Origin of the sequence: Aureibacillus halotolerans, from assembly GCF_004363045.1 — a bacterium.
GTDB classification, from domain to species: domain Bacteria; phylum Bacillota; class Bacilli; order Bacillales; family DSM-28697; genus Aureibacillus; species Aureibacillus halotolerans.
In genome coordinates, this window is sequence record NZ_SNYJ01000004.1 from 16,907 (window position 1) to 43,766 (window position 26,860).

A 26,860-nucleotide genomic window follows, 5' to 3' on the forward strand; every position below is an offset into this window, starting at 1 on the left:
TCGAACATCCTTGCGTCCCTCTACCTTTAGCCTACTCACGCCGCCTTGAAACCCATTATGGTGAGGTGGTTGATTCACCGACGACGAGCGTTGGTGGAAAAAGCACATGCTCGGGCGACGCAGGCTGTGGAACGCGCTCTTGCAGAAGGATGTCAAGAAGCTTGTCCGCCATGGCCTTCGTTGGCTGGGAAACTGTGGTTAACACTGGAACCGTCGTACGTGCGAGAATCGTATCGTCAAAGCCGACAATGGACAGCTGATCTGGAACTTGCAGATGAAGCTCCCGAGCTGCATGATAAACACCAATTGCCAGCAAATCATTACAAGCAAAGATCGCGGTCGGACGATGGTCTCTTTGCAATAGCTCGATGGCGGCAGCTTTTCCATCCTCAACCGTTGTAGGCACCCGAACAATCAAGTCCTCAGAGAGCTCGCAGGACGAAGCAATACAGGCATCTCTACACCCATGTAGTCGTAAATTGCTGCTATGTACTTTTTCGCCAATCACACCAACAATGCGATGCCCTAGCGACAAGAGGTGCTGCATCGCTTCATAGCCCCCACGATAATCATCTACTGAGACTGTAGGAACAAGCAGCTCGGGGTCATGCTGCGCCATCATCACCAATGGAACTTTTTCTTTTTGCAGGCTCGCAATGAGATCCCTGCTTTGAAAACCCGATGACACGATAAAGCCGTCAATCTGCTTTCGTAACAAAAGCTGAACATAGCGCGCTTCCTTTTCAGCAGAATAGTCCGTTGAGCATATGACAACAGAAATGCCCTTATCTCCTGCCTGATCCTCGATGCGGCGGCTCATCTCGGCAAAGAAAGGGTTGGACACATCTGGGATCAATACACCGATCGTATCGGTTTTTTTTCCTGTCAACGCTGTCGCAACGGCGCTAGGGAAATAATTTAATTCCTTCATCACCTGCTGCACATTCTGACGTGTTTTCTCGCTGATCTTTCCCGTTTTGTTCAACACCTTTGACACGGTAGCGATGGACACACCAGCCTGTTTGGCAACATCGTAAATGGTCGGTTTCATCACAAGCTCCACCAATCTCTGACATTTTTATTTATTATAACGCAAAGACGCGCTCTTCGGGAACTAGAGCGCGTCGTTTAACTGGTTGGCTATGCTTCTTTCGGTAGAACAATTCGTTTGTACAACATAACAGTGAAATAATAATAAAGACCGTAAATCACCATAAAAATGGCTATCGGAATCCATAACTTCTCGTATGGATCAAACACAATAAATTGAAAGAGGTTCATTCCGACGATGACGTGCAAAATGCCGACGAGTCCTGGAAAAGCAAAAATCGGGAAGAGCTCCTTGTAAATGGACGCAGACAGCCGTTCTTCGGAAACACCAATTTTCCGAAGCATCTCGTAGCGTTGCTTATCCTGTGGGCCACTTGAGAGCAGCTTGAACATAAGCACACTTGCCATCATCAAAAGGAAGGCGACGCCGAGAAAGAAGCCCATAAAGATCGTTCCCCCCGTATTCACCTTTAAGTTTAGGTGGGCCCCGTAGGCAGTGCCAGTAAACTCCATTCCGTACTCGACATTCTCCTGAACCAATGCCATTTGACGCTTCTCAATCTCTAAGAGCAGCGGCTCGTATTGCAGATAATTGTCCACATGGGCAATGACGATTTGATGTTCATCTCCCGGCGCTTCGGCGAAATGCTCGACAACAAACAAATTTCTGCCGCCAACCATTTCGTAGCCCAGGTTTAATTCTATCTGTATCGCAGCAAGCCAGTCCCTTGGTAAAAGGGCGTGAGTTTCTTCACCCTCAAACGCCGTATACACTGCTTCGGTTAATGGCTCTGAAGGTGTGACAACACGAGGCGGCTCCGATTGCTTAAAGAATTCGAGGTACTTAGGTGGTTGCTGGACAAGTTCCTCCTTGGCCAAGTACACTGCATCCTCGGTCATTTTGTACCGGTATCGTGCTTGCTCCTCCGGCTGCATTTGATTTAATGCCTGTTCATCTGCATCCACCGGGTCGTGAATGATGACGTCATGATAATGCATCATGCCTGATTGCTGCACGATGTTATGATAAAACGCCAGCCCTCCTGCAAGTGCACCAAGGCCTAACGCAATTAGCATTGCGACGGTGCCTAAAACACGCGTCAAACTTGCCGCTCGAAACCGAAGCTGGGCAAGCGTGAACGCGTTTAGCCCCTTTTCATTTAGTACGCGGTTTTTCTTTAATCCATTGACGAGAAGTGGAAAAAGCGACATAAATAATAGATACGTTCCTGCCGTCGTCGCAAAGGTGCTGACCAGAACACCGATTTCGCGCAATTGTTCTGTCAACACAAGCGATGTGTACCCCATCAGGAGGAACACGAGCCCCAAAAACGCAGCAAAGATCGTTTTTGCCCCTGCTTTGATCGTTCGTTCTTGAATCTGGTTCGCCTGTAGCAGAGCGAGTACGCTTTTTGAAGCCACCCGACCAGCGTTCATTAATGCCGTTAAAAAGAACAGGGTGATGTAAAAGACAAAGGTGATTAGCATTGAAGGGACGTACAATGGATAAAATCCTTCAGAGGAGAGTCCGATTTGCTGCATCATCATGTCTGCAACAACCATTGCCAAGCCAATCCCTAGTACGATGCCGAGAGCAATCGCGATGACACCTAAGCTCATTGTTTCAAAGAAAATCAGCCTTGTCACTTTGCTTTTTTTCGCTCCAAGCATCATATACATGCCAAGCTCTTTCTGACGCAACGTCAAAATAAACGAGATGGCGTAAAAAATATAGACGATTGTAATCAGTGAGAGAATGACCGCCCCGACGATAAATACGAACATAATTGAATTAATCAGCGAATTGGCCTGAAGAAAATCTCGATTCATGGCAAGTGTCATAAACATATAAAAGATCGAGATCGATACGATGAGGCCGAACAACAGAACGAGATAGTCCTTCCAAAGCTTCTTAAAGCTCGACAGGGACACCTTAAATAACATAAGAATGTCCCCCTCAGTCGATCTGTCGCGATGCGCCGAGATCCGACAGCACATCGAGAATCGTTTGGTAGAAGTGTTGACGTGACGCTGTTCGTTCCAGCGTCTTGTACAATTGACCATCTTGAATAAACAGCACTCGCTGACAATAACTTGCCGTAAACGGATCGTGTGTGACCATCATAATCGATACTTGGTGCTGCTCGTTTAATGCCTTCATCGCATCAAGCAGGCTCTTTGCGCTCTTCGTATCAAGTGCACCTGTTGGCTCATCGGCAAGCAACATCGACGGATTGTGCACGATTGCCCTTGCCGCTGCAGCGCGCTGCTTTTGTCCACCTGAAACCGCTACAGGGTACTTTTCCAGCAAATCTTCAATCCCAAGCTTTTCAGCGACCATGTGGACTTGCGAACGAATGTGCTTTCCTTTTTTCCCTTGGAGCGATAAAGGCAGGGCAATGTTTTCATACAGGTTGAGATTTTCAAGCAGATTAAAATCTTGAAAGATAAACCCTAGCTTCTCAGAGCGGAACTTGGCAAGCTGCCCTTGCTTCATTTGTGTAATCTCGGTGCCTGATACTTTTATTGAACCGCCTGATGGCGAATCTAGCGTCGAAATCGTATTCAGCAGCGTCGTTTTGCCCGAACCCGATGGCCCCATGATGCCTACAAATTCGCCTTCCTCCATGTAAAACGAAATGCCCTTCAAAGCATGAAACTGACTTTCCCTCGCCCGTCCGTACGTTTTTTCTACATTTGTCACTTCTAAAACAGGAGTCTTCAAAAAAATCTTCCTTTCTCATAACGTCCAAGTAATCATTTCTGAAACAATAGACGTGTTGGAAAAGGAAGACACTACTCTTGGAAGATAATTCTTGTTGTGAACTCTTTTTATCACTATGGTGGAACATATTTGATATTAGCTAGGAAATCTAAAATTAGTATTGGATTTTGATGTTATACAAGCGGTCATACGCTCGCTGCCAATCTTAACTAAAAAACCCCTATCATATGTTTAACAATAGGGGTTAAGGCCAAGAAATTAATTCAGATAGAAATCATTACAGATTCGTTGTAGGCGGGTAGCAAAGATTAGTAGGATCATGTCTAAAATCGTAAGTTTCATTCTCTTCGAGGTTTAATGTCGCAGATCCAACTTTCACTTCATGTTCTGAGAGCCATTTTACAGATGGACGATGGTCACAGTCGTTAAAATAGATTGTTTTCTGTTTGTTAGACTCTTTTTCGTACAGAATAGCTGTTGCATGTTCTCCGTAGAGCACTGTCATATAGTAGGTTCGAACTTCGTAAGTACCTTCAGGGGAGACAAAGGTTCCATTGTAATGACCCGCAGGCAAATACTCTAAATTATAATATTGTTGGTAGAATAAAAACCCAGTAAAGCATACGAATACAATTGTTGAGACCACTAGCTTCTTAGGAATGGAATTTGCTTTTCTATGTTTTATGAGATTCTTTATGAAGACTTTGGCCGTTACGACAGTGAGAACAATAGCAATGAAAGCTATCACAAAAAACAGAAGAAATAACACAGTGTAAAGCGTTCCGTTCATTCATTCAAGACTCCTTGGTTTTGATTTGGAAATTCCATTCTACAGGATTAGGCGCTTCTTTTGTGACTTTTTCTGATTCTTTGAAATAAAAAAAGGCAACCCGCAGACGGTCATGTTTTGACCTTCTGCGGTAGCCTTTTTTGTTTAGCGCCAACTACAAGCCTGTTTTCTCCCGAATGTACTGACGTGCTTTTTGAGCATAAGCTAGCGGGTTGGCTCTGGCGGGGTCTTGCTCCGCTTCGACGAGCAGCCAACCTTCGTAACGGGCAGCTGATAGGCGTTCAAAAACAGGGGTGAAATCAATGCTGCCATCCCCTGGCACAGTAAAGATACCTTCACGTACAGCGGGCAAAAATGCCAATCCTTGCGATTTTGTTTCGGCAATGACTTCGGCACGGACATCCTTTAGATGCACATGCTTAATCCGCTCAATATGAGCATCAAGCACAGCCAGCTCATCCTCTCCCGAGCACACGAGGTGACCAGTGTCGTACAAAAGGGAAACGAGCGACGGGTCTGTACGCTTCATTAGTTCATCGACTTCAGCAGCTGTTTGAATACAGGTGCCCATATGGTGATGGTACACGAGGGACAGACCAACCTCGTTCGCGATCGCTCCCAGCGAGTGAAGACCGGAAACGACACTTTCCCATTCGCCTTCTGTATAGGTTGGCTTCGCCTCAAACAGCGGGGCATCCATTTGTTGAATGCTGTTCGTTTGTTCGGAAACGACCACAACCTTTGCGCCCATTGCCTGAAGAAAGGCACAATGGGCACGAAAATCAGCTTCTGTCTGATCTCGCTCATGGACAAGAAAGGCGCTAAACCAGGCGGACGCCACGTCCAACCCGCGTAGCTGCAGAGCTTCCCTCAACACGTCAGGGTCTTTCGGGTATTTGTTGCCGATTTCCGTGCCCGTATACCCGGCAAGCGCCATTTCACTAACGCATTGTTCAAACGGGATGTGACCGCCTAGGTCGGGAAGGTCGTCATTCGTCCAGCCAATCGGCGCGATGCCAAGCGTAACATTCTTTTGAAACATGGCGTTCGTTTCCTCCTAGTACGGCCGTGCGAGACCGAGTGATTTTTTCCGTTCCTGAGCAGATGCTTCAATGGCGGCTTCCTTAGCGACCTCAGCAACGCCAACATTCCACCAAGAATGATACCCATCGGTCATCGTTTTTGGCAGTACTTTAATGTCGATTAACGTGGAGACGCTTGACGTTTTAACCATTTTGATTGCCTCTTTTAGTTCCTCAAGCGTTCTCACTGAATACGTGTCAACTCCATAGCCTGCGGCGCTTTTGGCGTAATCGACAACCATCACATCGCCATCCAACTGTCCCGTCGCTTCCTGGCGTTGTCTAAATTCTGTGCCAAAGGACGGCATGCCATTGCCCATCTGGAGGTTGTTGATGCAGCCAAAGCCGGCATTATCAAACAAGACGACATTGATTTTCTGCCCTTCCTGCAGGCTCGTTACCAATTCACTGTGTAGCATCTGGTAGCTTCCATCGCCAACCATAGCGAACACTTCGCGCTCTGGCGCGGCAAGCTTGGCTCCGAAAGCCCCTGCGATTTCATAGCCCATGCAGGAGAAGCCGTATTCCATATGATAGCCGTCCTTTGCTTTCGTTTCCCATACGCGCTGCATGTCTCCTGGCAAGCTACCAGAAGCCCCAACAACAATCGCGTCCGTAGGCAGCCATTCATTCAAGGCGCACAGCACCTCTGTTTGCGTTAAAGCACCGCCAAAGGCTGTGACATAGTCTGGCAAGGCATCATCCAAATGCCCTGCCACTTCGGGGACAATGCCTTCCTTGTACGCAATGCCTGCCAGTCGTGACCGTTCCGAGTGCCAATCCGCTTTTAGCCTTTGTACTGTGGCAGCGGTATCCGCTACGAAGGATTCAGCTGCCAAAGACTCTTCCAACGCCTCAAGCACAGCCTTCACATCGCCAATCACTTGATGTGCATCAAGCTTCTGCGCATGAAAAGCGGACAGATTCACTTGCACAATAGAAGCATCCTCTGCAAACAAGCTTTTCGACGCCGTCGTAAAATCCGTCAGTCGTGTGCCAAGCCCGATGACGAGGTCCGCGTCCTTCGCATACAGATTGGCGGCCGCGTTGCCCGTGACCCCTAGACCACCGAGATTTAGCGGGTGGTCGCTTTCTACCGCGCCTTTGCCCGCTTGTGTTTCGGCAAAAGGAATGCCAAAGGCCCTAGCAAACGAAGCCAACGTGTCTCCTGCACGGCTGTATCGAACGCCGCCTCCACAAATGATGAGTGGCTGCTTGCTGGTTTTAATGTGCTGTAACAGCAACTCAAGCTCTTCTGCTTCAGGTGACCGACGATGCAATGTATGCACACGTTTTTTAAAGAACACCTCTGGAAAATCATACGCCTCTCCTTGAACATCTTGCGGCAACGCAATCGTTACAGCACCTGTGTCGCTTTGATCCGTCAACACGCGAACCGCTTGAATCATTGCTGTCATCAGCTGTTCAGGCCGATTCACACGGTCCCAATATTTGCTCACAGGGCGAAACGCATCATTCGTCGAAATCGACAGGTCGTAGGTTTGCTCAATCTGCTGCAACACAGGATCTGGCTGCCGAGATGCAAACGTGTCCCCAGGCAGTAGGAGCAAAGGAATTTGATTGGCTGTTGCGGTGGCGGCAGCTGTGACCATATTCGCCGCACCTGGACCTACCGAAGACGTACACGCCATGACCTGACGTCGTGCGCGTTGCTTGCTAAACGCCGCAGCTGCGTGCGCCATGCCTTGCTCATTCCGTCCTTGATAGACGCGGAGATGCCCCGCGTCTTCCGCCAGTGCTTGCCCTAATCCTACAACGTTTCCATGCCCAAAAATCGTCATGATGCCTTCAAAAAGCGGCCATTCCTCTCCGTCCTGTCTTACATATTGCTCGTTTAGAAATTTTACCAGTGCTTGTGCGGTGGTCATTCTCATGCCGCCGCCCCCTTTCGCAGAAAAGTTAGACCCAACGAGTTGTTATCATTTTTTTGCGCGTGTAGAAATTGACTCCATCCTTGCCATTTGCATGGAGGTCGCCGTAAAACGAATCCTTATAACCTGAAAACGGGAAGAAGGCCATCGGTGCAGGCACCCCAATGTTGACACCGAGCATACCTGCGTCAATCGTGTCTCTAAATTGAGCAACCGCTTTTCCGCTCCCTGTAAACAAGCAGGCGCCATTGGCAAACGAGGATGTATTCGCGAGTTGAATGGCCGCATCCAGATCAGCGACACGTACGACACTAAGCACAGGCGCAAAGATCTCATCTTTCCAAATCGACATTTCTGGCGTTACATGATCAAACAACGATGGCCCGATAAAGTAGCCTTGTTCAGGAACCGTCACGCCTCTGCCATCTTGGACAAGTTCTGCCCCCTCTTGTAGGCCTTTCTCGATATACGATTCCGCACGCTCTTTTTGCGATTGGCGAATCACGGGTCCAAGAAACACATCGTCCTCAAGGCCATCACCAATCACCATCGTTGTGGCCGCCTCTTTAAGCTTTGCAACGAACTCATCGGCAATTGACTCTTCAACAGCCACAACGGCACAAGCCATGCAACGCTCGCCAGCAGAGCCGTAAGCTGCAGCAATAATCTGCGAGGCCGCATTTTCAAGGTCCGCATCCTGCAAGACAATCGAGTGATTTTTCGCGCCAGCGAGTGCTTGCACGCGCTTGAGATGATCCGTTCCTTTTTTATACACAAGCTCTGCCACAGGTTGTGAACCAACAAACGAAACCGCTTTGACGTCTTGATGTTCAAGCAAGCCATTAACGACATCTTTGGCGCCGTGCACAATGTTCATAACACCCGCAGGCAGCCCAGCCTCTTCAAGCAGCTCTGCCAAACGATTTGCCAACAAAGGCGTTCGCTCAGAAGGCTTCATGACGAATGTATTTCCACAGGCAATCGCAAGTGGAAACATCCAGCACGGCACCATCATCGGAAAGTTGAAAGGCGTAATGCCAGCCACCACACCTAGTGGATAACGGTACATTCCGGATTCGAGTCCTGTCGCAATGTCTGGCAGCTGCTCGCCCATCATCAGTGTTGGTGCGCCACAGGCAAACTCGACACACTCGATGCCACGCAGCACCTCACCTTTCGCTTCCTTCAAGCTTTTTCCGTTCTCTTTTGTAATTAGCTCTGCCAACTCATCCCAATGCTCAACAAGAAGCTGTTGATAAGCAAACAAAATGCGCGACCGCTTTGGGACAGCGGTGTTGGACCATTCTGGAAACGCCCGTTTCGCTGCCTCAACAGCTTTATCCACATCAGCTCCTGTGGATAAGGGGACAACGCCGAGCGTTTCGTTCGTTGCCGGGTTCACCACTTCCACCGTGTCCGTTCCTTCAGCTGCCTGCCATTCGCCACCAATATAGTTGTTTAATCGCACGTATTTTCCTCCTAAGTTGTCTACTTTGCTGTTGTGGTTTGCATGAGCTCCTCAATGTCAGCGACTGTAGGCATCGCCTCTGAGCAACTGTGTCTGGAAATAACGATGGATGCGGAAGCACTGCCAAAGCTCATCGCCTGTTCTGCATTCCAGCCCTGTAGAAGCCCGTAAATAAACGCAGAGGCATAGGCATCACCTGCACCGAAAGTTTTTAATACGTTGGAAGGATACACGCCACTTCGATATGTTGTTCCATCCTTTTCATAGGCCTTCGAGCCGTCCTGTCCATGCTTGATGACGACAAGCTCTGCCTGATGAGAAAGCCATTCCCTTGCCGTTTGCTGATCATCACCTTTCACCTCAGAGAAAGTTTCCATAACATCGAATTCCTCTCTCGTGCCAACGATGACGTCGCATTTTTCTGCTGCAAGACGGTAATACACGGCGGTTTCTTCCATTGACTTCCACGTATACGGACGGTAATCCAAATCAAAGACGACTTTCGTGTTGTGCTTATTCGCATACGTTAGCGCGACAAACACCGCTTCTCTTGACGGCGAGGAGGCCAACGCTGTTCCTGACAGTAAAAGGCATTTCGCAGACGCCACATACGCTTCGCTTACTTCACTAGGCGCTAAAAGCAAATCGGCCACATTGTCGCGGTACATTAAAATGCTGCAATCCTCTGGAGATAGAATTTCCGTAAATGCCAGCCCTGTGACAGCCCCTGTCTTGTCTGTCACGACATTGGACGTATCAATCCCTTGCTCTTCCAGATAGTTGACGATGTACCGTCCCATCTGATCGTCGGATACTTTGCCAATAAACCCCGCAGAAAGCCCTAAACGTTGTGCCCCAATGGCGATGTTGGCCGGTGAACCGCCGACATATTTTGTGAAGGTGCGCGTTTCCTCCATTGGACGGTGAATTTCATTGGCATTTAAATCAATGCAAAGACGACCAAGACCGATCACATCACGTTCACGCGTTTCGAATTGGATCACTTCCCGGTCCCTCCTTTTTTCGCTTCCTGCATAACCCCTTTAAACAGCCACTCATGGGAAGGATCGTTATGAAACGCCCATTTGCGCACTGGGCCTGCCATGACATTTAGGTAGTAGGAATCATATCCTGGAGGTGCAGACACTGGATGATAGCCTTCTGGCACAAGCACCACCGACTCATGCTCCACAGCCATCGTTTCGTCCAAGCTACGATCATCGTTGTACACACGCTGCCACACAAACCCGCTCTCTGGATTCACTTCATGGTAGTACGTTTCTTCCAAATAGGACTCTGCTGGCAGATTGTCCTGATCATGTTTATGTGGCGGATAGCTCGACCAGTTGCCGCCATCAGTAAACACTTCAACGACGAGAAGCGACTCTGCAACCTCGTTTTCTGGCAAAATATTGTGAACAAGCCTTTGCATCGATCCATGTCCGCGAGGTTCAACACCAATGTCGTCAGGTGTGATATGACGCGGTGGATATAAACCTTTTGCTGGGGCAAGACAAACCGCAAAACGAACGGGTGTCAACGCTTCGATTTTCACTTTTGTCTTTGGAGGGCTATAAATGGCATGAGGAGGGCGTTTCTCAAACGTCTCCATTCGCTCCCCGATGTCGTTCACAACAACGGTGCCAGCCTCTGCATTTGCTTTTCCGGACATTAAGACGAGACAAACCTCCTGATCCTCCCACTCTTGGGCAAAGATCTCTCCCGTTTCAAGCGCATACACCTCAAAGCCCACATAACTCCATCCCGCTGTTGCAGGATCGACCTTAATGCGTCGGCCCTCAGCATTTCTCTCGCCTAATGGCTTCACTAAATTCATCACAACGTCTCCCTTCTTATCCTTTGGATGTGTTGGGTCGTGCGGTGAAAAGAATCGGTTTTTTCTCTTTCCATGACAAACGACAAGCATCAGCAAGTTCTTCGGCAACCAAGGCGTCTTTTCCTGTACAAGGGACAGTCCCGCCAAAGGTTATCGCATACAGAAATTGTTCCAATTCATTCCGATAGGATGTAGCGTACCTTTCCAAGAAAAAGGCTTGTGGTTTGGCAGATTCGATATGCCCTTCGCCACTTATCTGGACGGTACTCTCCTGTTGATTCCCTACTTGAATCATGCCTTTTTCACCAAACAATTCAATACGCTGATCGTAGCCATACACAGCACGGCGAGAATTTTCAATCGTCGCAAAGGTACCGTCTGTAAACGTCAGCACAGTCGTCGCTGTGTCGACATCATCATGTGTCGCAAACATCGGGTCCACAAGACAGGCTGCTCTCACGTATACCTCTTCGACTTCTTTGCCAGTCAAATACCTTGCCATGTCCAGGTCGTGAATCGCCATGTCTTTAAACAAGCCACCTGAACGTGCCACGTACTCTGCAGGGGGTGGCGCTGGATCTCGAGAAATAATGCGCAATGAATGAAGGGCGCCAATCCGTCCTTGTTCAAGCTGTGCTTTCGCTTCCTGCACATTCGGATCAAAGCGGCGATTGAAGCCTATTTGCAAAGCAATCCCTTGAGCTTCAGCCTTCGCTATCGCCATTTTTGTCTTCGCGGTTTCAAGCGACACAGGCTTTTCACAGAACACGTGCTTTCCGTTCGCTGCCGCTTCTGAAATCATGTCGATATGCGTGTCGGTGCTCGAGCAGACGAGCACTGCATCTACATCCTCTCTTCGTAAGACGGTCAAATAATCATCCGTTGTTTCCACACCATACGAGTGGAGCCGAGCCTGCACCTCACTGTCAAAATACACATCCGAGACAACAACCAATTCGGCTTGTGGAGATTGAAGAACATTGGTGGCATGAATTTGACCAATCCGTCCAGCACCAATAATGCCAAGCCTTACTTTTTTCTTCATCACAATGCCCCTTGTTAAAAAAGTAGGTTAAAAAGGTTAAGCGCTTTCCTTGTCACAACTATACCACGCTAGGATGTATTCGTAAAGTTCAAAAAATAATCAATTTGTTTTGCCTACTGATTGTCAATTTCTTAACGCTCCCTTCGCCCCGCTTCTCATTGACAATAAGGCTAGGTTATAACTAAACTATGATGAAAAACCTGAACAAATAATTGAATTTGTTCAGGTTTTCTTCAGATAAATACTTCACTTACAACCTCAAGCGCACAAGTACTACTCCGACTCAAAAGATCCACGAACTTCTCTAACCGAGACCAAACTACCTTCACCCTTTATAGCTATTGTTTCCTGTCTCCGCTAATTCTTTAAGCCCCATAAACATATAATTCCAGCCCTGTTCTGTATCATCATGCTTTGCACGAAGAGCTCTTTCGATATCAGCCTCTGTCCAATTTTCTTCATGAGGGGTATGGATGACATGTGTGAATGTCATCTCACATCCTTCTTGGATTTTTTTCAGCTCAACTGTAATCGTATCTTCAAGTTCGCTAAATTGTGGCATTTTAAAAGTGAACACGATTTTTTTCGGAGGATCAATTTCAAGGTACTCTCCAATCGCACGGTAATCCATGCCTTCCCGATGGTCAACAATTTCCCAAGTGCCGCCTACTTCAGGGTTATTTTGTGTGACTTTATTTGTATTTTCCAATGTGAAAAACCATTTGCTCATAATTTCCGGGTTTAACCATGCATCAAAAACCCTTTCAGGCTCTACATTAAATTGTCTTGTCATTGTTAACGTCGTATTTGAAAAATCACTCATACAAACACTCCTTTATGTCATTTAATGTTCTTTCTTTTTCGCTTTCAATAACTCACTTTCCAGCAGATCGAAACGATTGTCCCAAAATATCTCATAAAAACGGAGCCATTCATTTACTTGAGACAATGAGTAGGCGTTCAAGCGGAGTATGTGAACCCTCCCCTTTATGTTCCTGTCGATTAAATGCGCTCGTTCCAACACTTTAATATGCTTTGAAATACCCGCCAAAGACATATCAAAGGGCTCTGCTAATTCGGAAACCGTCCTTTCTTTTTCTGCCACCATTTGAATCATTTCTCTTCTTGTTGGATCAGATAAAGCACTGAAAATTTCATTTAGGTTGTTTTGATCATTGTTAACCATATGGTTGATTATAATCGTTTTCTTATTCACATTCAACCATTTAGTTAAATATAATATAAGCATATGTTTGAAACACTTTTCATGTTGACTGTGCCTGAGTTGAAGCAAGGTAATATAGATCTATTGACATTTTGAAAATATGTGTAAACAGAGAGATGCTAATGTTCTTATTCTGCATCATAAAAAGATCGTCTATTACTAACGAAGAGAACTTCTACACCATAAATCACGACGGCTTCGTCAAAATACTTCGCGTTCCGCGGGCACGGCTTCAGCTTCCTCGGAAAGCAAAAGCTTTCCTGCGGGATCTTCAGCTCTCGCTGTTCCCGCAGGAGTCTACGTATTTTGACTACGCTGATGCTTGTTTCTGCGTTTTTATTCATGTCACATCATAACATGAGGCCACCATGAAAAGATGCCACTAGCGAGACCCCGCAGAGCGCGCAAGCGATCGAGGGGGCTCGCAGTTCGCCCGGTAACAAAGAGATCACGACGAAGTCTTTTTGAGTCGATGATGCACTTGTACCATTTAGGGTGAAAGCGAGCGTATGGCAGCTTGTATAAAAAGCAAGTACAATATTGGATTGTGGCTTTACCCAGTGATATCTAAGCGTGTCTATCAAATAAAAGGTGCGAAAATTAAGATTTTTGATGTTCAACAATTTTAGCTAAATTCAAATCAACTGAAATAACTAGGGTAGGATTCATCACCACCCTAGCACTTTCAAGTAAAATGACTGGCACAGTATTTCTGACTATTCCCCCGAAATCCCAGAACGTTCAATGCTCTCTACGAAGGAGCGTTGAACGAACAAGTACAAAATGACGATCGGTAGAATCATGAGAATGACAGCGGCCATAATCTGATTCAACAAAGTAGGCGTCATGCTCATGGCGGCTTGTGTAGAGACCGTCTGCTGTGCTTGCGACATCCCTTGCACACTTGCGTTGCCGTTAAAGGTCGCTAGGTTTTGCGCGAGGTTAAAAAACTCTGGCAACAGCAAGTACATGTTTGGTTGGAAGACATCGTTCCAGTTCCAAACGACTGAAAAGAGAAAAACAACAATCATCGCAGGTCTCGCCAATGGGAACATAATCATCCAATACGTCCGGAAGGCACCAGCCCCATCGATTCTAGCAGCTTCCTCCAACACCTTCGGAAGCCCTGAATAAAACTGAATAAAAATCAGGACAAACAGTGCTCCTTTCAGTCCAAAGCCAAACAGTGCAGGAACGATGAACGGAAACAAGGTGTTAATCCAGCCTAAATCGCTAAAGAAAATATATAAAGGCACAACGATGGTCTGCGGGGGGACTAAAAACGTAAACACAAGCAATGCCATCCATAAAGACTTGCCAGGGAATTTGTAGCGTGCAAACCCATAGCCGATAAACGAACAGCTAAGAATCTGCAGAATAGCACTTCCAAAAGAGATCCATATGCTGTTCAGCAAACCTTTCCAATAATCGATGGCCCCAAAGGCGATTGCATAATTTTCTAAGGCAAACACTTTTGGAATCCACTGAATCGTTGCATCCGCGACGTCCTGAGGTCGCATGAGGGACTGCGAGATCATGTAAAGGAGTGGATAGAGAAACACAAAAGACAGGCTGAGCAGCAATAAATAATAAGAAATGTATGTGGCAATTTTTTTTGTCTTTCTAGCGTATGTGGCCACTTTTTGCTTATCTACTTTTTGAACCACTGTTCGTGTCAGACGTTCTGTATTCAGTTTCAACTTTTCTGCACTCCTTTCTAAATCGACAATCTTTTACGGAAAATCAAAAAGACGAAACCGATGATGATAAAAATAAAAAGAAAGTACAGCCAACCAATGGCAGAGCCGTAAGCATAATCATTGGAACGGAACACAACGTTTAACAGATGATTCATCACACCGTTATCGGGCTTCGTAAACGAGTTCACTATACTGTAAAGCGTGTTTACAAAAATCATTGGCATGAGGAGGGGAAATGTGATTTTCCAGAAGGTTTCCCATGACGTAGCGCCATCGATTTTTGCTGCTTCATAAAGCGCCGGCGAGATCGTTTGCAGGCCGGCAAGGAAGATGAGAATTTGCACGCCAGAATCCCACATGACAAGAGTCAGTGCATCGGCGTATTCCAGAAGCGGCTCTAACACCACTTCAGGAATAAAGTTGCTTAATTGATTGTAGAGCCCGTATTGATTAAAGATGGGTAGCTGTGTGACCCCTTGCTCAAGCAGCTTTCGGAGGGCGGCACCGGAAGCAATGATCACTGGCAGGAAGAAAATCCCTCGAAAGAACGTCCGACCAATCATTTCGCGATTTAACAAGATCGCACTGAACATTGCGAAAATCAAAATGAGCGGTACTTGGGTAAGCATTGACGTCAACGTCTCGATTAACAAAGGCAAAAAATGAATGTCGGTCGTGAACGCTTCTCTGTAATTCATTAAGCCAACAAATGTTGCTTGAAGACCTGCGCTTGTTGGTGTCAGCTCATTGAGTGAGTAGATAAACGAGCGCCCAAGCGGAATAGCCATAAAGAAAAAGAAACCGATAATCCATAGAGAGACGAAGGCATAGCCTTCCATGTTATGACGTGTTTTCATGGACAGTCTGACTTGTTTTCCTTTCATTTGATCTCTCCTTTAGAGACGATATAATCATGTCCCCCAACCGTCGTCCCATCGATGGTCGTTGATTCCTCATTGTAGTTGACGATCGTATAGACGCCATTTTCATAAGTTGTTTTATACACATCATCTGATAGTTTTTCGTGCTGAACGATCAACTGATTGAAGGTTTGTTCATGTAAGGACGCAAGCAGCTGATATTCCTCCACCGATTGATCGATCCAGTCCTTATAAGAGGAGCTAAACAAGCTGTTCGCCATCGTACGCTGGAGCTCACTTGTTTCCTCGTAAGTTAATCGATAGCTTGGCAACGCCCCGTACTCGATGGCCCTTAAAAATTCAGCTGTTGCATCGTTTCGCAAATTTGACGGCCCTGCTGTATAAGGCACTAAGCCATGAATGGCAATCTGGTAAAATGGCACTGTTTCATCCATGTAAATAAAGCCGCTAGAATCCATCGGAATGTTTCGAATTTCATCGACATGCCCTAACGTATACGCGAACCCATAATCAACGGAGGTGTCTCCTACACGTTGGTGAAATGCATCTAAGGCTTTTGTCCACACCTCTACAGCTTGATGTCTTGTCATAGGGGCTTCTGTGTCTTGGTCGGAATACAGCAGGTTGCCCACATAGTCCAAATGCACACCAGTGACGCCTAACTTCTTAAATTCTTTCATTTCCGCTGACATATGCTCTTCGTAGGCTTTCCGAGGCTTTAGTAAATAAAACAGCTCTTGGTCATTGCTAAAACGGCTGGACACATACATATTTGAATGTTCCACAACCTCTCGATCCAAGCCTCTAACTGCATCGGAGCTTTCGGACATGCCATGACTCTCTTCGTATGCCCGGATGTAATTCGTTTGTAGATGAAGGGCAACGTCCCTTTCTTTCGCAAACGCTATTAAACGTTCTAAATCGCGGCTCCCACCTAAATGTTTTTCAACAGGGAAATGCTCAGGTTGATTCCCATACAATCCATCTTTAGACCAACCTTCGATCGTTACCTCTATCTGGTCTATGCCTTTATCTGCATACGCCTCTATGATCGAACGTGCTTGATCAAACGTCGTCATTTCAATAAAGGTTGTTCCAATAATCTCTTCTCGTTGTAAGCCGCCTACGAGGTTTACACGCAGGGCATACCCTTCGTGGACAGATGGCTCAACTCCTTGAGCATGAATGAGGTAATTGCGGTAGGCCTTCGCCATCCCGATATAATTCGCTTCTGCATCCTCAAGAAGCACATACTGAACGGATCGGTCCCCGTCAATTTGCTGACCTTGAAATAGCGGGATTTTGCCTGAAGAGCCGATAAAGATCACATCCTGTTTACGATACAAAAACTCTACGGATGCCCGGTACAGTGGAATGTTCCGAATGCCTGCAGGTGTCCCATTAATATGCGCTTGTTCTTCCCCATGCGTAACAATGCCTAAAAACCCTGTTCCGTTTCGATAACTCCCAAACACCGGCAGTGCAATGTTCATTTTCGGCGGGGCCATTTGCGTGAGCCCATCCGCAAACACTTCCCCTAAAGTCGTACTAAACGTAGGGTCTGGACCGTAGATTGGCTGAGAGTAACCACTTAGATAAAGCGGGTGCTCTTCCTTGAATGTCATCAAAGCGCCAGAGCCATCTGGAAGGAACAACGCCCCCTCGTCACTTTCCTTGCCTGCGTTAAAAAAGGGGAGAACCTCTAGACTGATAATCTTTACGTCGCCAGCTTCTTTAATCGAGTCCTGTGGAATAGTGACAGACAGTCCACCGTCGTTCAATCGATACTCCAGCGCAAACGACACATTGATTTCTTTCACATCAAATGTGGCGCGAAGGCTGTCCTCTTGAGGCTCAATCGTCACAACGTTGCTAGGCTCCTTTAACGTATACGTCTGTGACACACTGGCCCCATTCGTGTATTGAATATGAACAGGAGAATTCATAAATTGCACATTGTTCGGCAACGTCGTTTCATCCGCTTGAGGTGCACCAAGCCATTCCTTATTTGATTGTTTATTAACGATACGGATGTTGCCTGTTGCTTCATCAATAAACAAGGCATAGTCGTCATTTTCAAGTCCTGTTTTCGTTACGGTCGTGACTGATGTTGACTGGAACTCAATGGCATCGTCCTCTTGTGATCCCGCATCTTCACCCCTAGAATCACTGGCTATCTCATTCATTTCATGGTCTGTCTTTGATTCCTCCGCAAAACCGCTATAAGACCAAACACTGCCTAGGATGAGTGCTGTGATGACCAACAATAAACTCACTAGCTTCTGTTTCTTGCTCATGAGAATGCCTCCACCCCCTAAATTCGGAATCGCAATTCTTTGACCAGATCAAACAGAAAACTTATAAACTGACTGATCAGCCCATAGAGGAGAACACCAATAAACCAAATGATCGCCATCCCTAATAAGCTGATTACCGTAATCCAAATCAATTTTCCTAGTTCAAAGTCATGTAAAATTTTCACCTTCACGAGCAACAACCACCCTGCCCAAATGAGTAACCCATCTTTCAAGAAAAGGTAAATGGATTGCTCACTTAACGCAAACACATTGGTCAGCAACGTCACAGGGATCATAAAAAGAATGTAGGGAACAAGGCAAAACGCCGACCCAACAAAGATTTCTTTAAATTTCCCTTCACCCTCTGCGATTGTGCTAACGCCCCAATTCGCCACACACCAGGTAAGCCAAGGAATGAATAACCAAATGAATTCATGCACGTAAGAAATTTGATAGGGTTCTCTCGTTTGAAAATGGTAGCTAACGATAACAAGGGATGCCATTTTCACGATAAATGCCAAGAAAACAAGCAACACACCTTGTGACCATTTCAAGCGGTTGGGGGTTTGAATATCATTGAAAAAATCAAAAGGATGAACCATCACTTGCCGCATCATTTTCACTGTATTCATGACACATTCTCCTCCCCTTCAACCGCCTTCGCTTCATTTTCCTTCTTCCTCTTGATCCACTTTCTTGTCACTGGTATACCAATTCTAAAGCAAACAAACAAAAAGAGAATGCCCCCAAAAATCCAACCAAAATGCTCACGAGTAAACTCGACTCGGTACTCGCGAAACGCCTCAGAATAATCGCTTCTCGCGTTCGCAAGCTTAAAGTAGGTCATGGCCTCCTTGTATTGCTCTGACTTATAAAGCGCCTTTCCTATCGCTTTGTACGCAATGTCATAGTTTCCGTTTAGAGTGATGACCTGTTCCCAAAGGTTCTTGGCTTCTTCGTACTGACCGTTCACATAAAGCGAAGAAGCCTCGTGGACGAGCGTAGCAAATGGTGTTTTACGAAACAGATCGATTCTGTTTCTCCCTTTGTCAATGACGTACATCAACCCATCTGAATTCTGATCTAAGCTGGATGGGGTCACGAATAGCCCATTTTGCTCCCCTATCCCACCAAAAACAAACAAAAGATTGCCGAGTTTATCATATTGATACATTTTGCTCGTTTGAAGGTTCAGTGCTGTAATAATGCCTTGCTCATCAACCGTGACATCTATAAAGGAAGAGACATCCAAATAGACACCGAAATTGGCTAGATCCCCATACATTTTTTCTTCATGATTTAACGTATCCACACCAACTGGAGACAAGCGCTTAATTTGGTTAATATCTGTTCCTTGCGTCGTCGTGTAGATGAATCCATCGCTGTCTTGAGTCAGGTTTGTAAAGGCCAGGGGCAAAGTCGATTCCAGTTTCGCCTGCTGCTCCTCTGTAGCAATCCATCTTGTGATGAATCGTTTCAAACTAAAACCAACATCATTGGCTCCGTAAAAACCTTTAAAATCACCGTTTGGATCAATTTGCATAAAACCTAGTGTCGTGCCTTCACTTACGACATACATGTAATCTCGCTTATCGACAATCAGCTTGGATGGAGAGTAGGAGAAATTTTGTCCCAACAGTGGGCTCTCTGGCGCATTCAACGCCTTGATAAACTGACCATCCTTGTTAAACAATACGACCCGTTGATTTTTCGTATCGGCGACGTACACCGTCCCATCTTCTTTCACAAAAACTCCTTTTGGGCCGTTGAGCTTCCCTTCCCCCTCATGGTCACCGTATATGTTCACTACTTGATGATTCGTATCCAATTGCACGACCCGATTGTTGCCGGTATCGACAACGTAAATGGAGTCGTCCGGTGCGATATAAATGTCTTCAGGTGTATTGAAAGCGCCAGATTCCAACTGGTAGCCTTCGATGGACCCGTCGTACACATAGCCATTGATGGAATGGACTGCCCTCCCAGCTGTGTTCCAAATGTAGCCTTCATAGGGCTCCTCTGCTGAGACCTTTGCTGGCTGCATGCACAACGAAGCTGCGATAACGACGACAGCGACTCCCCATGTCAACATGCGATTCACTATAGACCCTCCTTCCTCTATATCCCTTCTATCCAAGGCAACAGCCGTCATCCTGGCCATTACTCAGCCCTTTTACACGATTACTTCAGTCCTGAGTGAGCCATAGTTTGCAGCACCATTCGTTGTGTCACGATAAAGACGATAATGGTCGGTACAATCATCAGAAAGCTTGCGGCTGCGGACGTCCCCACACGAGCAACGACACCAGCACCGCCACTAATGGACTGGATTGCCAGTGGAAGAGATTTTAACTCTTCCTTCGTGGTATACATCATCGCAGGGTACGGGTCATTCCACGCTTGGATAAAACTCAATAAAGCAAAGGTAGCGATAGCTGGCTTTAATAAGGGCACAATAATTGCCCAGAGAATTTTCCATTCAGAGGCCCCGTCAAGCCGTGCTGATTCAAGCAAGGAATCAGGGATCTGCTTCAAAAATTGAATCATTAAAAAGATACCGATGGGTGCAGCGAGATAAGGCAGGATCATCGCAAAGTAGGTGTTCATTAATCCACTTTGGCTAATCATCAAGTATTGAGGGATTTGCAACACCATCGGCGAGAACATTAACGCCGTGACGATGAGACTGAAGATTGTGTTTTTAAATGGCATATCATGCTTCGCCAATGGATACGCAGCCATGCAAGAAATAAGCACTCCCAAAGTCACGATCCCACCAGTAACGATCACACTGTTAAAGATATACCGAGAAAAAGGAACAAAGGACGTGCCCGTAATCAACAACAAATCCCGAAAATTAATTAAGGTTGGATTGATCGGAAAAAATCGCGGCGGGAAAAGGAACAGCTCACTCACCGGCTTGACTGCCGTTGACGCCATATACACAAGCGGCGCAAGCATCAAAAGGCCAAGGCCTGTTAAAAACGTGTATAAAAAGACGCTCCCCACGTCCACCTTTCGTTTTTTGAACGCTTTTGCCATTTCTTAATCCCCCCCTAAGAATCTAAAGATCAACCGGTTCAACCCAAGCATTAGGAAAAACAAGACGACCGCAATGGCTGACGCATAGCCCATCTCAAAACGGATGAACGCATAGTCATACAAATGCGCTAAAATTGTGTGCCCGGCATACAGTGGGCTAGGCATTCCAACGAGCTGCATACTCACATCAAACACTTGCAGCGAAAAGACGACCTGCATGACCGCGCCGAACAACAGTTGAGGCTTTACCGCAGGGAGGGTGATATAGACGAGCTCTTGCCACCTGTATCTCACCCCGTCAATGGCGCCTGCTTCGTAGAGCTCCTTTGGCACATTCTGAAGACCAGCGAGAAATGCCAAGAAGCCAATCCCCATGCTCATCCATAGCGAGACAATAATAATGACAGGAACAATGGAATCTACATTTTGCAAAAACAAGTAGGGTTCGTCTAAGATGCCAAGCTCAATCAGCCAATGATTAAAAAGCCCTTTTCGGTCCCCAGCGAACAAATACAACCACACGACGGACATCGCCACAGCGCTCGTGATGGAAGGTGTGTAAAAGCAGAGCGTGTAAAAGAACCGATATTTTTGTGGGATCTGACTGATCGCCCAAGCTAACAAAAAGGCCATAATGTAGCCGATAGGGCCCGTCACAAAGGCGAATTTCAACGTGATCCCGACAGCTTTCAAGAAGATATCATCATCGACAAACAACAGCCGATAATTGGATAACCCGACAAATCGAGGTGCCTCAATAATGTTGTAATAGGTAAAGCTCAGACCGATTGACGTAAGAATCGGCAGGATTGTAAAAAACGTAAACAAAAGAAGAAAAGGGGCGAGCAGATAATACGAGACGCGATTTCGCTTTATATCTGCCCACAGCTTTGCCCACCTTCCAACTTCGACATAAGGCGGTGGTGATGGTCTTTGCACCGGTAAAGACGTCGGCTTATTTGAACTCATCAATCATCGCCCCCTTCAGATTTCGAAACATCCAGCCCAAATTCTTCTCGTTTTTTCCGTAGCTCTTTGTTAATCTCTTTGACGCCCTCCTCCACTGCTTCGCGGGGGATTTTTCCATTCAACACAACTTCATTCCAAATGTTGGCGATATGCCGCGTCGTAAAGTAACCGCCGAGCACCACTTCCCGCTCCCTGAACCATTTCCATTGCTCGAGAATGCTGTCAATGTCATTCTCATCCCACGGCAGACGTTTTAATGCTTCAATGTTGGCTGTATTCCAACGGGCTTCTACGCCAAGCAATGCCTCAAGCTCTGAGCCAAATTGTTCTTGCGCATCGGCACCCGTCCACCATTTCATAAACTCCCAAGATTCATCCTTCATATCTGTGTCCTTAAAGATGATTCCTGTTTGGCCTAATCCACCAGTGGAACGATTGATCTGACCGTCCTCTTGTTGAATGCCCGGCATAGGAACCATTTCCCACCAGCCGGTAAGCTCTGGCGCCGCAGTTGAAAGCAGAATATAGGTAAAGTAATCCGCCACTCCGATAGGCATTTCCCCAGATCGGAAACGGTTGTAGAAATCAGCTTGTTTCTCAATTTTGTAATTCGTAAACAATCCCGTCCACATCTCAAAGGCTTCCAAAGCTTCTGGTGAATTCAGAGCGGATTCCATTCCGTCTTCTTTGTATAGGTCCCCACCATGCTGAAACAAGAATGGCGAAAACTCATTAATTGCCAAGGCCGTATTGTTCGGCGCATGCGGATAGTAGAAATCCATACCATTTTGTTGAAGCAATGGAATGAGCTCCATAACTTCTTCCCACGTTTCTGGAATCTCTTCCTCCGTAACACCTAGCTCCTCCATAATGTCTTTGCGATAGAACAGCATGTAAAAGTTTTGGTTTTCAGGAAGAGCGTAGTGCCCATCATTGTATTCATAAGGGATCAGCGCTCCCGGTCGGAATCGTTTGGCGACGTCTTCATAATCCGGAAATTCGCCTAAATCAACTAGGGCATTCCGCACGGCGAAATCAATCGGCAATTCGCCTTCTACTCCTAAGGCGACATCTGGCGCAAGGCCCGACGTATTTGCTAGGAGGAGCACTTGCATTTGCTGTGCAGGAATGACATTGACGTTGACCTTAATACCTGTTCGCGGCGTGAAATCTTCGTCAATCATCTGCTTAATAATTTGCACCCAATCCCTTCCGCGGGAAACCCATACATCCAACACCTCTTCATCTTCATAAACGTTCCCGATGCCGCTGTAATCTTTCGTAAATGACGTAAAGAAATCATAAGCGCTCGTTTGCGCCCTAACATACCAAGGGGCTTCTGCTTCGGGCCATGCCATATCAGGTGATTGGATGAGAATGTAATCGAGAAGCAAGCTCTGCTGACTCAATTCATTTATCCAAATGCCAATGGACGACTGTAAGTTATTCAAGCTTTCCAAACGAGCGGGAATGCTTTCTGTATCCTCTGCCATGCTGAGGAGTGTGTCACGCACTTCATAAAGCGTGCTGACCTCCGAACTTCCCTGAGGAACACCTAATCCATACAACGACTGAATAGCATTGTCCACATCCTTTGCCATCATGTGCAGTCTTGGAATAAGATGAGGAATTGTCCCATCAAGATCCCAATCAATATTTGGATCAGGGCTCGTGCCTGTCACACGAATCACTTCACGACCGAGCACAGACATTTTGCGCGTCGTATCGCGAACCGTTTCCAAAATCCCGCCAATCTCTCCCATATGCACTTCCATTCGGATCGTATGTGTGCCCTCGTCTAAATAAAATAATGAAGGCTCCTCTTTTGTGCCAAGCTTCTTCATCTGGAAGCTTTGTTCATAGGGATAAAGGACATTCGTCATTTCCTTAAATGGCACTTCACCGTCAATGTAGATTTTTCGTTGTGTTGGAATACCGTTGATGTACCATTGACCAAAGCGCATGCCAATGGCGTACAAGCCGCTTTTCGGAGCGTCGAATTCCCACTCTGCCCATTGGCCGCCATTTCGCCAGCTGCTCCCACCAAATGTATTTAACGTAATCGCATCAGGGTTAAATGGCTCTGTCAAAGGCTCACGATCTTCAACCCTCTTTAACGTAGGATCCGAACGCAGAGTGGCTTCCTCTGCTTGAATTTTCACAGACACATCTTGAACCGGCTGATAACCTTTGGAGGAATACTGAGCGCGAACCTCCTCGTACGTTGGATGTTGAATCGGTGAAAAGATATGAAGCTCACCAATCGCGATAGGTTCCCGAATCCAATTCACACGTATCGTATGTTCACCAGCCTCAAGATGAAAACGAAGGGGTTCCTCAACTAAAGACTGCGAGTCGCGAAACGTTTTCTCCTGCCAGCCAAATGTTTCAACTCTTTCCGGGTTAAACTCATTGCCCTGATTGTCAAACCACGTGTCTCCCCCTTCTTTCCACATCCGTTCAAACGTCAGTTTTTTCGCCTGAAAAAAGGGGTATTCGCCATTCACCTGCACACTTGTAATGGCCGAAGAGCGCTTGCCATCCATGGCAAAATAACTCATGCCCATTTGATAAAACCCATTCTCTGGCACTGTGAAGGTGTATTCAACCCAGCCATCCTGTCCAGTGAGAGCGACAAATTCACCAGTTTCCCCACCGAGATTCGTTTCGATGCTCGTCCCTTTCTTGTTCATATCGGAGTATTCTGATGATTTTAGTGCCAGATGAAAATCGGTCGTATCTGTTACACCTTCTTCGTTTAACACGTTGTAATAATCAAAAAAAGATGGTTCGAGTTTGCTTTGGATATCCTCATCCCCTAGTACAGATACATTCTCAAAGTCAATGTCGCTGTAATCAGGGAGAGTCGCCATCACAGTATCATCGTACCCTCTGTTGTTATTCCATAGGATAAACCCAACAATAAGTGCAGAAATGACAATCAGACTCAGTCGATACTTCCTAAGCCATCGAAGCATAACACCCTCCTCACTAGTGTTCGCAACCAACAATCCATTCGCCCCGGCTAGAGGGCGAATGAACGACGTATATCTTCTTTATTGGCCGATACTCGCTTTAAGTTCTTGAATGTCTGCACCAAGCTGCTTATGAACATTGTCCTCAATTTGTTGCAGAATCGTTTTTGAATCCACGTTCTCATCAATCGCCTTATGAATGCCCTCGATATAAATTGGCCACCCTTTTCCATCGAGTGGTGTATAGCGACGTACAGGGATGGCATCGTCCAACGTATCGTAAAGTTCAAAATCTAGCTGGCCACCTAGGTATGGGTTGGTATGACTCTTGTACCAGTCCAAGCTCGTAATATGCTTCCATGAAGGCTGAACTGACCTTTCGACAAAAATTTTCCAAGCATCCTCAGACGTCGTCATCCACTCATTAAATGCCCATGCCGCCTCTTTGTTTTGACTTTGCGAAGGCATGACAAACGTTGAGCCCCCTAAACCGACAGATACACCGAGTGGCATTCTTGTCGCCCGCCACTGCCCCTCTTGCTCAGGAAATTGTTTTTTTAGATCTCTGGCTGCCCAGCTTCCGTTCTGCACGGCTACTAATTTCCCTTGTTTGATCAGTTGCCTTCCTTCATCGCTCCCCAACCCAGACATTTGCGCTGCCCACCCTACTTGTGTGCCCCGTTTAACATAATCAAGAAGCTCAGCTGTTCGTTCATCATTGCGAAGCCAATTAAATTCAGAGTCAAAATAACCAACTTGGTCGCCGTAATGATTGACAGGGAGGTCTCTCCATTCAAGAATAAACTTGCCGTTGGCTGCTAGCGTCTGTGCCGCCATCATAAAATTCTCTTTGTCTTGTATGAATTCGCCCAAGGCTTCTGGTTCACTTGGAAGACCCATTTGCTCGAAAATATCTGCGCGATAATAAAACACGCCCGGTGTAACGTCCCACGGCATCCCTAGAAGTTGTTTTCCATCTAATGATTTCCAACGTTCCCATGTGTACTCAGACACTTGATCCTGATAACGCCCTGCATTATAAGGCTCTTGTAAAAAATCAACCAATAATCCACCCGTCACATAACGAGGAAATTGATTGGTCTCTACCTGCACCAGATCAGGCGCTCCTTGCCCTGCCGCAAGCGTCGTTTGCAACTTGTCGTGCAACTCTCCAAATTCGAGAATGACAACCTTTACTTTGATATTGGGATACACTTTATTAAACTCAGTAACGATGTCATCATATATATCATCCGAAAATGACCAAAACGTTACCTCACCAGCTAAAGAAGGATCCGACGTTAATTCCGTTCCTTCTCCTTCACTTTTGGTTGCTTCCCCTTCAACAGGAGCCTCTTCCGTCCCCGTATCACTTGGTTCAGATGGCGGATTGTCCTGCACATTCTGTGTCGTCAGGCTCCCCCCACCTGTACAACCAGACAAAACGAAAATAGATAACACCAAAAACAGAAAACAAAACTTCAATTTCCTCAATGCTTCTCCCCCTTAAAATCTATTCATTATCAGAATCGAAACGTTGAAAAGCCGTTTCGTGTTCTTAAACCTATTCTTGAGAGGCATTATTAATGCGAGTTAATGAAAACGTTTTCAACAATACACACTATATGACGGAGAATGAGAATGGTTCTGTGAACGTCTACGATTCTCATGACCGAAAACAACAGTCGCTTTCAAAATCGCATCCATTGTTCTTTGTGATTTAATGTAACGTTCAAATCAGCGGAGTAGTACTACGAATAGCAAATCATCCGAAAATATATTTTTCCTTCTTTTCATTCAGAAGGCTTGTATCATAGGTATGATTTTATTTTTTATTTAAGAACACGGAGAATTGAAAACAACATTGTGTTAAGCACTCTTT

At 46.2% G+C, this 26,860-nt stretch carries 21 protein-coding genes; all 21 read right to left on the bottom strand.

The features are described from left to right. Nucleotides 1-55: 55 nt before the first annotated feature. Nucleotides 56-1,051, bottom strand: a complete 996-nt coding sequence (locus tag EV213_RS06100; RefSeq protein WP_133579628.1) for a LacI family DNA-binding transcriptional regulator — start codon at nucleotides 1,049-1,051, stop codon at nucleotides 56-58. A gap of 89 nt (nucleotides 1,052-1,140) precedes the next feature. Beyond that, nucleotides 1,141-2,994 (bottom strand): ABC transporter permease, encoded by a 1,854-nt coding sequence (locus EV213_RS06105; RefSeq protein ID WP_133579629.1) that lies wholly within the window; start codon nucleotides 2,992-2,994, stop codon nucleotides 1,141-1,143. Nucleotides 2,995-3,007: 13 nt separating this feature from the next. Beyond that, complete coding sequence (locus EV213_RS06110; protein ID WP_133579630.1) at nucleotides 3,008-3,775, bottom strand: ABC transporter ATP-binding protein; 768 nt, start codon at nucleotides 3,773-3,775, stop codon at nucleotides 3,008-3,010. Between the two features lie 277 nt (nucleotides 3,776-4,052). Continuing rightward, nucleotides 4,053-4,565: a DUF5412 family protein gene (locus tag EV213_RS06115; RefSeq protein WP_133579631.1), complete on the bottom strand. Its 513-nt coding sequence runs from the start codon at nucleotides 4,563-4,565 to the stop codon at nucleotides 4,053-4,055. Nucleotides 4,566-4,719: 154 nt separating this feature from the next. Continuing rightward, entirely contained in the window at nucleotides 4,720-5,607 is an 888-nt protein-coding gene (gene iolE, locus EV213_RS06120; protein WP_133579632.1) for a myo-inosose-2 dehydratase, read from the bottom strand. 15 nt (nucleotides 5,608-5,622) lie between these two features. Further along, nucleotides 5,623-7,542, bottom strand: coding sequence for a 3D-(3,5/4)-trihydroxycyclohexane-1,2-dione acylhydrolase (decyclizing) (gene iolD / locus EV213_RS06125; RefSeq protein WP_243740005.1), 1,920 nt, complete (start codon nucleotides 7,540-7,542; stop codon nucleotides 5,623-5,625). Nucleotides 7,543-7,567: 25 nt separating this feature from the next. Further along, nucleotides 7,568-9,007: a CoA-acylating methylmalonate-semialdehyde dehydrogenase gene (locus EV213_RS06130; protein ID WP_133579633.1), complete on the bottom strand. Its 1,440-nt coding sequence runs from the start codon at nucleotides 9,005-9,007 to the stop codon at nucleotides 7,568-7,570. 20 nt (nucleotides 9,008-9,027) lie between these two features. Beyond that, nucleotides 9,028-10,011, bottom strand: coding sequence for a 5-dehydro-2-deoxygluconokinase (gene iolC / locus EV213_RS06135; protein ID WP_133579634.1), 984 nt, complete (start codon nucleotides 10,009-10,011; stop codon nucleotides 9,028-9,030). After that, complete coding sequence (gene iolB / locus EV213_RS06140) at nucleotides 10,008-10,844, bottom strand: 5-deoxy-glucuronate isomerase (protein WP_133579635.1); 837 nt, start codon at nucleotides 10,842-10,844, stop codon at nucleotides 10,008-10,010. The genes iolC and iolB overlap by 4 nt, the downstream gene beginning before the upstream one ends. Before the next feature lie 16 nt (nucleotides 10,845-10,860). Continuing rightward, nucleotides 10,861-11,889, bottom strand: a complete 1,029-nt coding sequence (gene iolG, locus EV213_RS06145) for an inositol 2-dehydrogenase (RefSeq protein WP_133579636.1) — start codon at nucleotides 11,887-11,889, stop codon at nucleotides 10,861-10,863. A gap of 325 nt (nucleotides 11,890-12,214) precedes the next feature. Next, a complete protein-coding gene (locus tag EV213_RS06150) occupies nucleotides 12,215-12,712 on the bottom strand; it encodes an SRPBCC family protein (protein ID WP_133579637.1) in 498 nt (165 codons plus the stop codon). 21 nt (nucleotides 12,713-12,733) lie between these two features. Continuing rightward, the gene (locus tag EV213_RS06155) at nucleotides 12,734-13,138 is read right to left on the bottom strand and encodes an ArsR/SmtB family transcription factor (protein WP_243740006.1); all 405 of its coding nucleotides are present in this window, start codon (nucleotides 13,136-13,138) and stop codon (nucleotides 12,734-12,736) included. 692 nt (nucleotides 13,139-13,830) lie between these two features. After that, complete coding sequence (locus EV213_RS06160) at nucleotides 13,831-14,814, bottom strand: carbohydrate ABC transporter permease (protein ID WP_133579638.1); 984 nt, start codon at nucleotides 14,812-14,814, stop codon at nucleotides 13,831-13,833. A gap of 17 nt (nucleotides 14,815-14,831) precedes the next feature. Next, the gene (locus EV213_RS06165; protein WP_133579639.1) at nucleotides 14,832-15,698 is read right to left on the bottom strand and encodes a carbohydrate ABC transporter permease; all 867 of its coding nucleotides are present in this window, start codon (nucleotides 15,696-15,698) and stop codon (nucleotides 14,832-14,834) included. Continuing rightward, nucleotides 15,695-17,992: a DUF5696 domain-containing protein gene (locus EV213_RS06170; RefSeq protein WP_133579640.1), complete on the bottom strand. Its 2,298-nt coding sequence runs from the start codon at nucleotides 17,990-17,992 to the stop codon at nucleotides 15,695-15,697. Before EV213_RS06170 ends, EV213_RS06165 begins: the two co-directional genes overlap by 4 nt. A 17-nt stretch (nucleotides 17,993-18,009) precedes the next feature. Then, entirely contained in the window at nucleotides 18,010-18,624 is a 615-nt protein-coding gene (locus tag EV213_RS06175) for a Yip1 family protein (protein WP_133579641.1), read from the bottom strand. Continuing rightward, a complete protein-coding gene (locus EV213_RS06180; protein WP_279512752.1) occupies nucleotides 18,621-20,084 on the bottom strand; it encodes a hypothetical protein in 1,464 nt (487 codons plus the stop codon). Before EV213_RS06180 ends, EV213_RS06175 begins: the two co-directional genes overlap by 4 nt. A gap of 89 nt (nucleotides 20,085-20,173) precedes the next feature. After that, on the bottom strand, nucleotides 20,174-21,034 hold the full coding sequence (locus EV213_RS06185) for a carbohydrate ABC transporter permease (protein ID WP_133579643.1): 861 nt from the start codon (nucleotides 21,032-21,034) through the stop codon (nucleotides 20,174-20,176). A 3-nt stretch (nucleotides 21,035-21,037) separates the two neighbouring features. Further along, complete coding sequence (locus EV213_RS06190) at nucleotides 21,038-22,003, bottom strand: carbohydrate ABC transporter permease (RefSeq protein ID WP_133579644.1); 966 nt, start codon at nucleotides 22,001-22,003, stop codon at nucleotides 21,038-21,040. Beyond that, on the bottom strand, nucleotides 22,003-24,981 hold the full coding sequence (locus EV213_RS06195) for an extracellular solute-binding protein (RefSeq protein WP_133579645.1): 2,979 nt from the start codon (nucleotides 24,979-24,981) through the stop codon (nucleotides 22,003-22,005). Before EV213_RS06195 ends, EV213_RS06190 begins: the two co-directional genes overlap by 1 nt. Nucleotides 24,982-25,059: 78 nt before the next feature. After that, nucleotides 25,060-26,472 (bottom strand): ABC transporter substrate-binding protein, encoded by a 1,413-nt coding sequence (locus tag EV213_RS06200; RefSeq protein WP_133579646.1) that lies wholly within the window; start codon nucleotides 26,470-26,472, stop codon nucleotides 25,060-25,062. Nucleotides 26,473-26,860 lie beyond the last annotated feature (388 nt).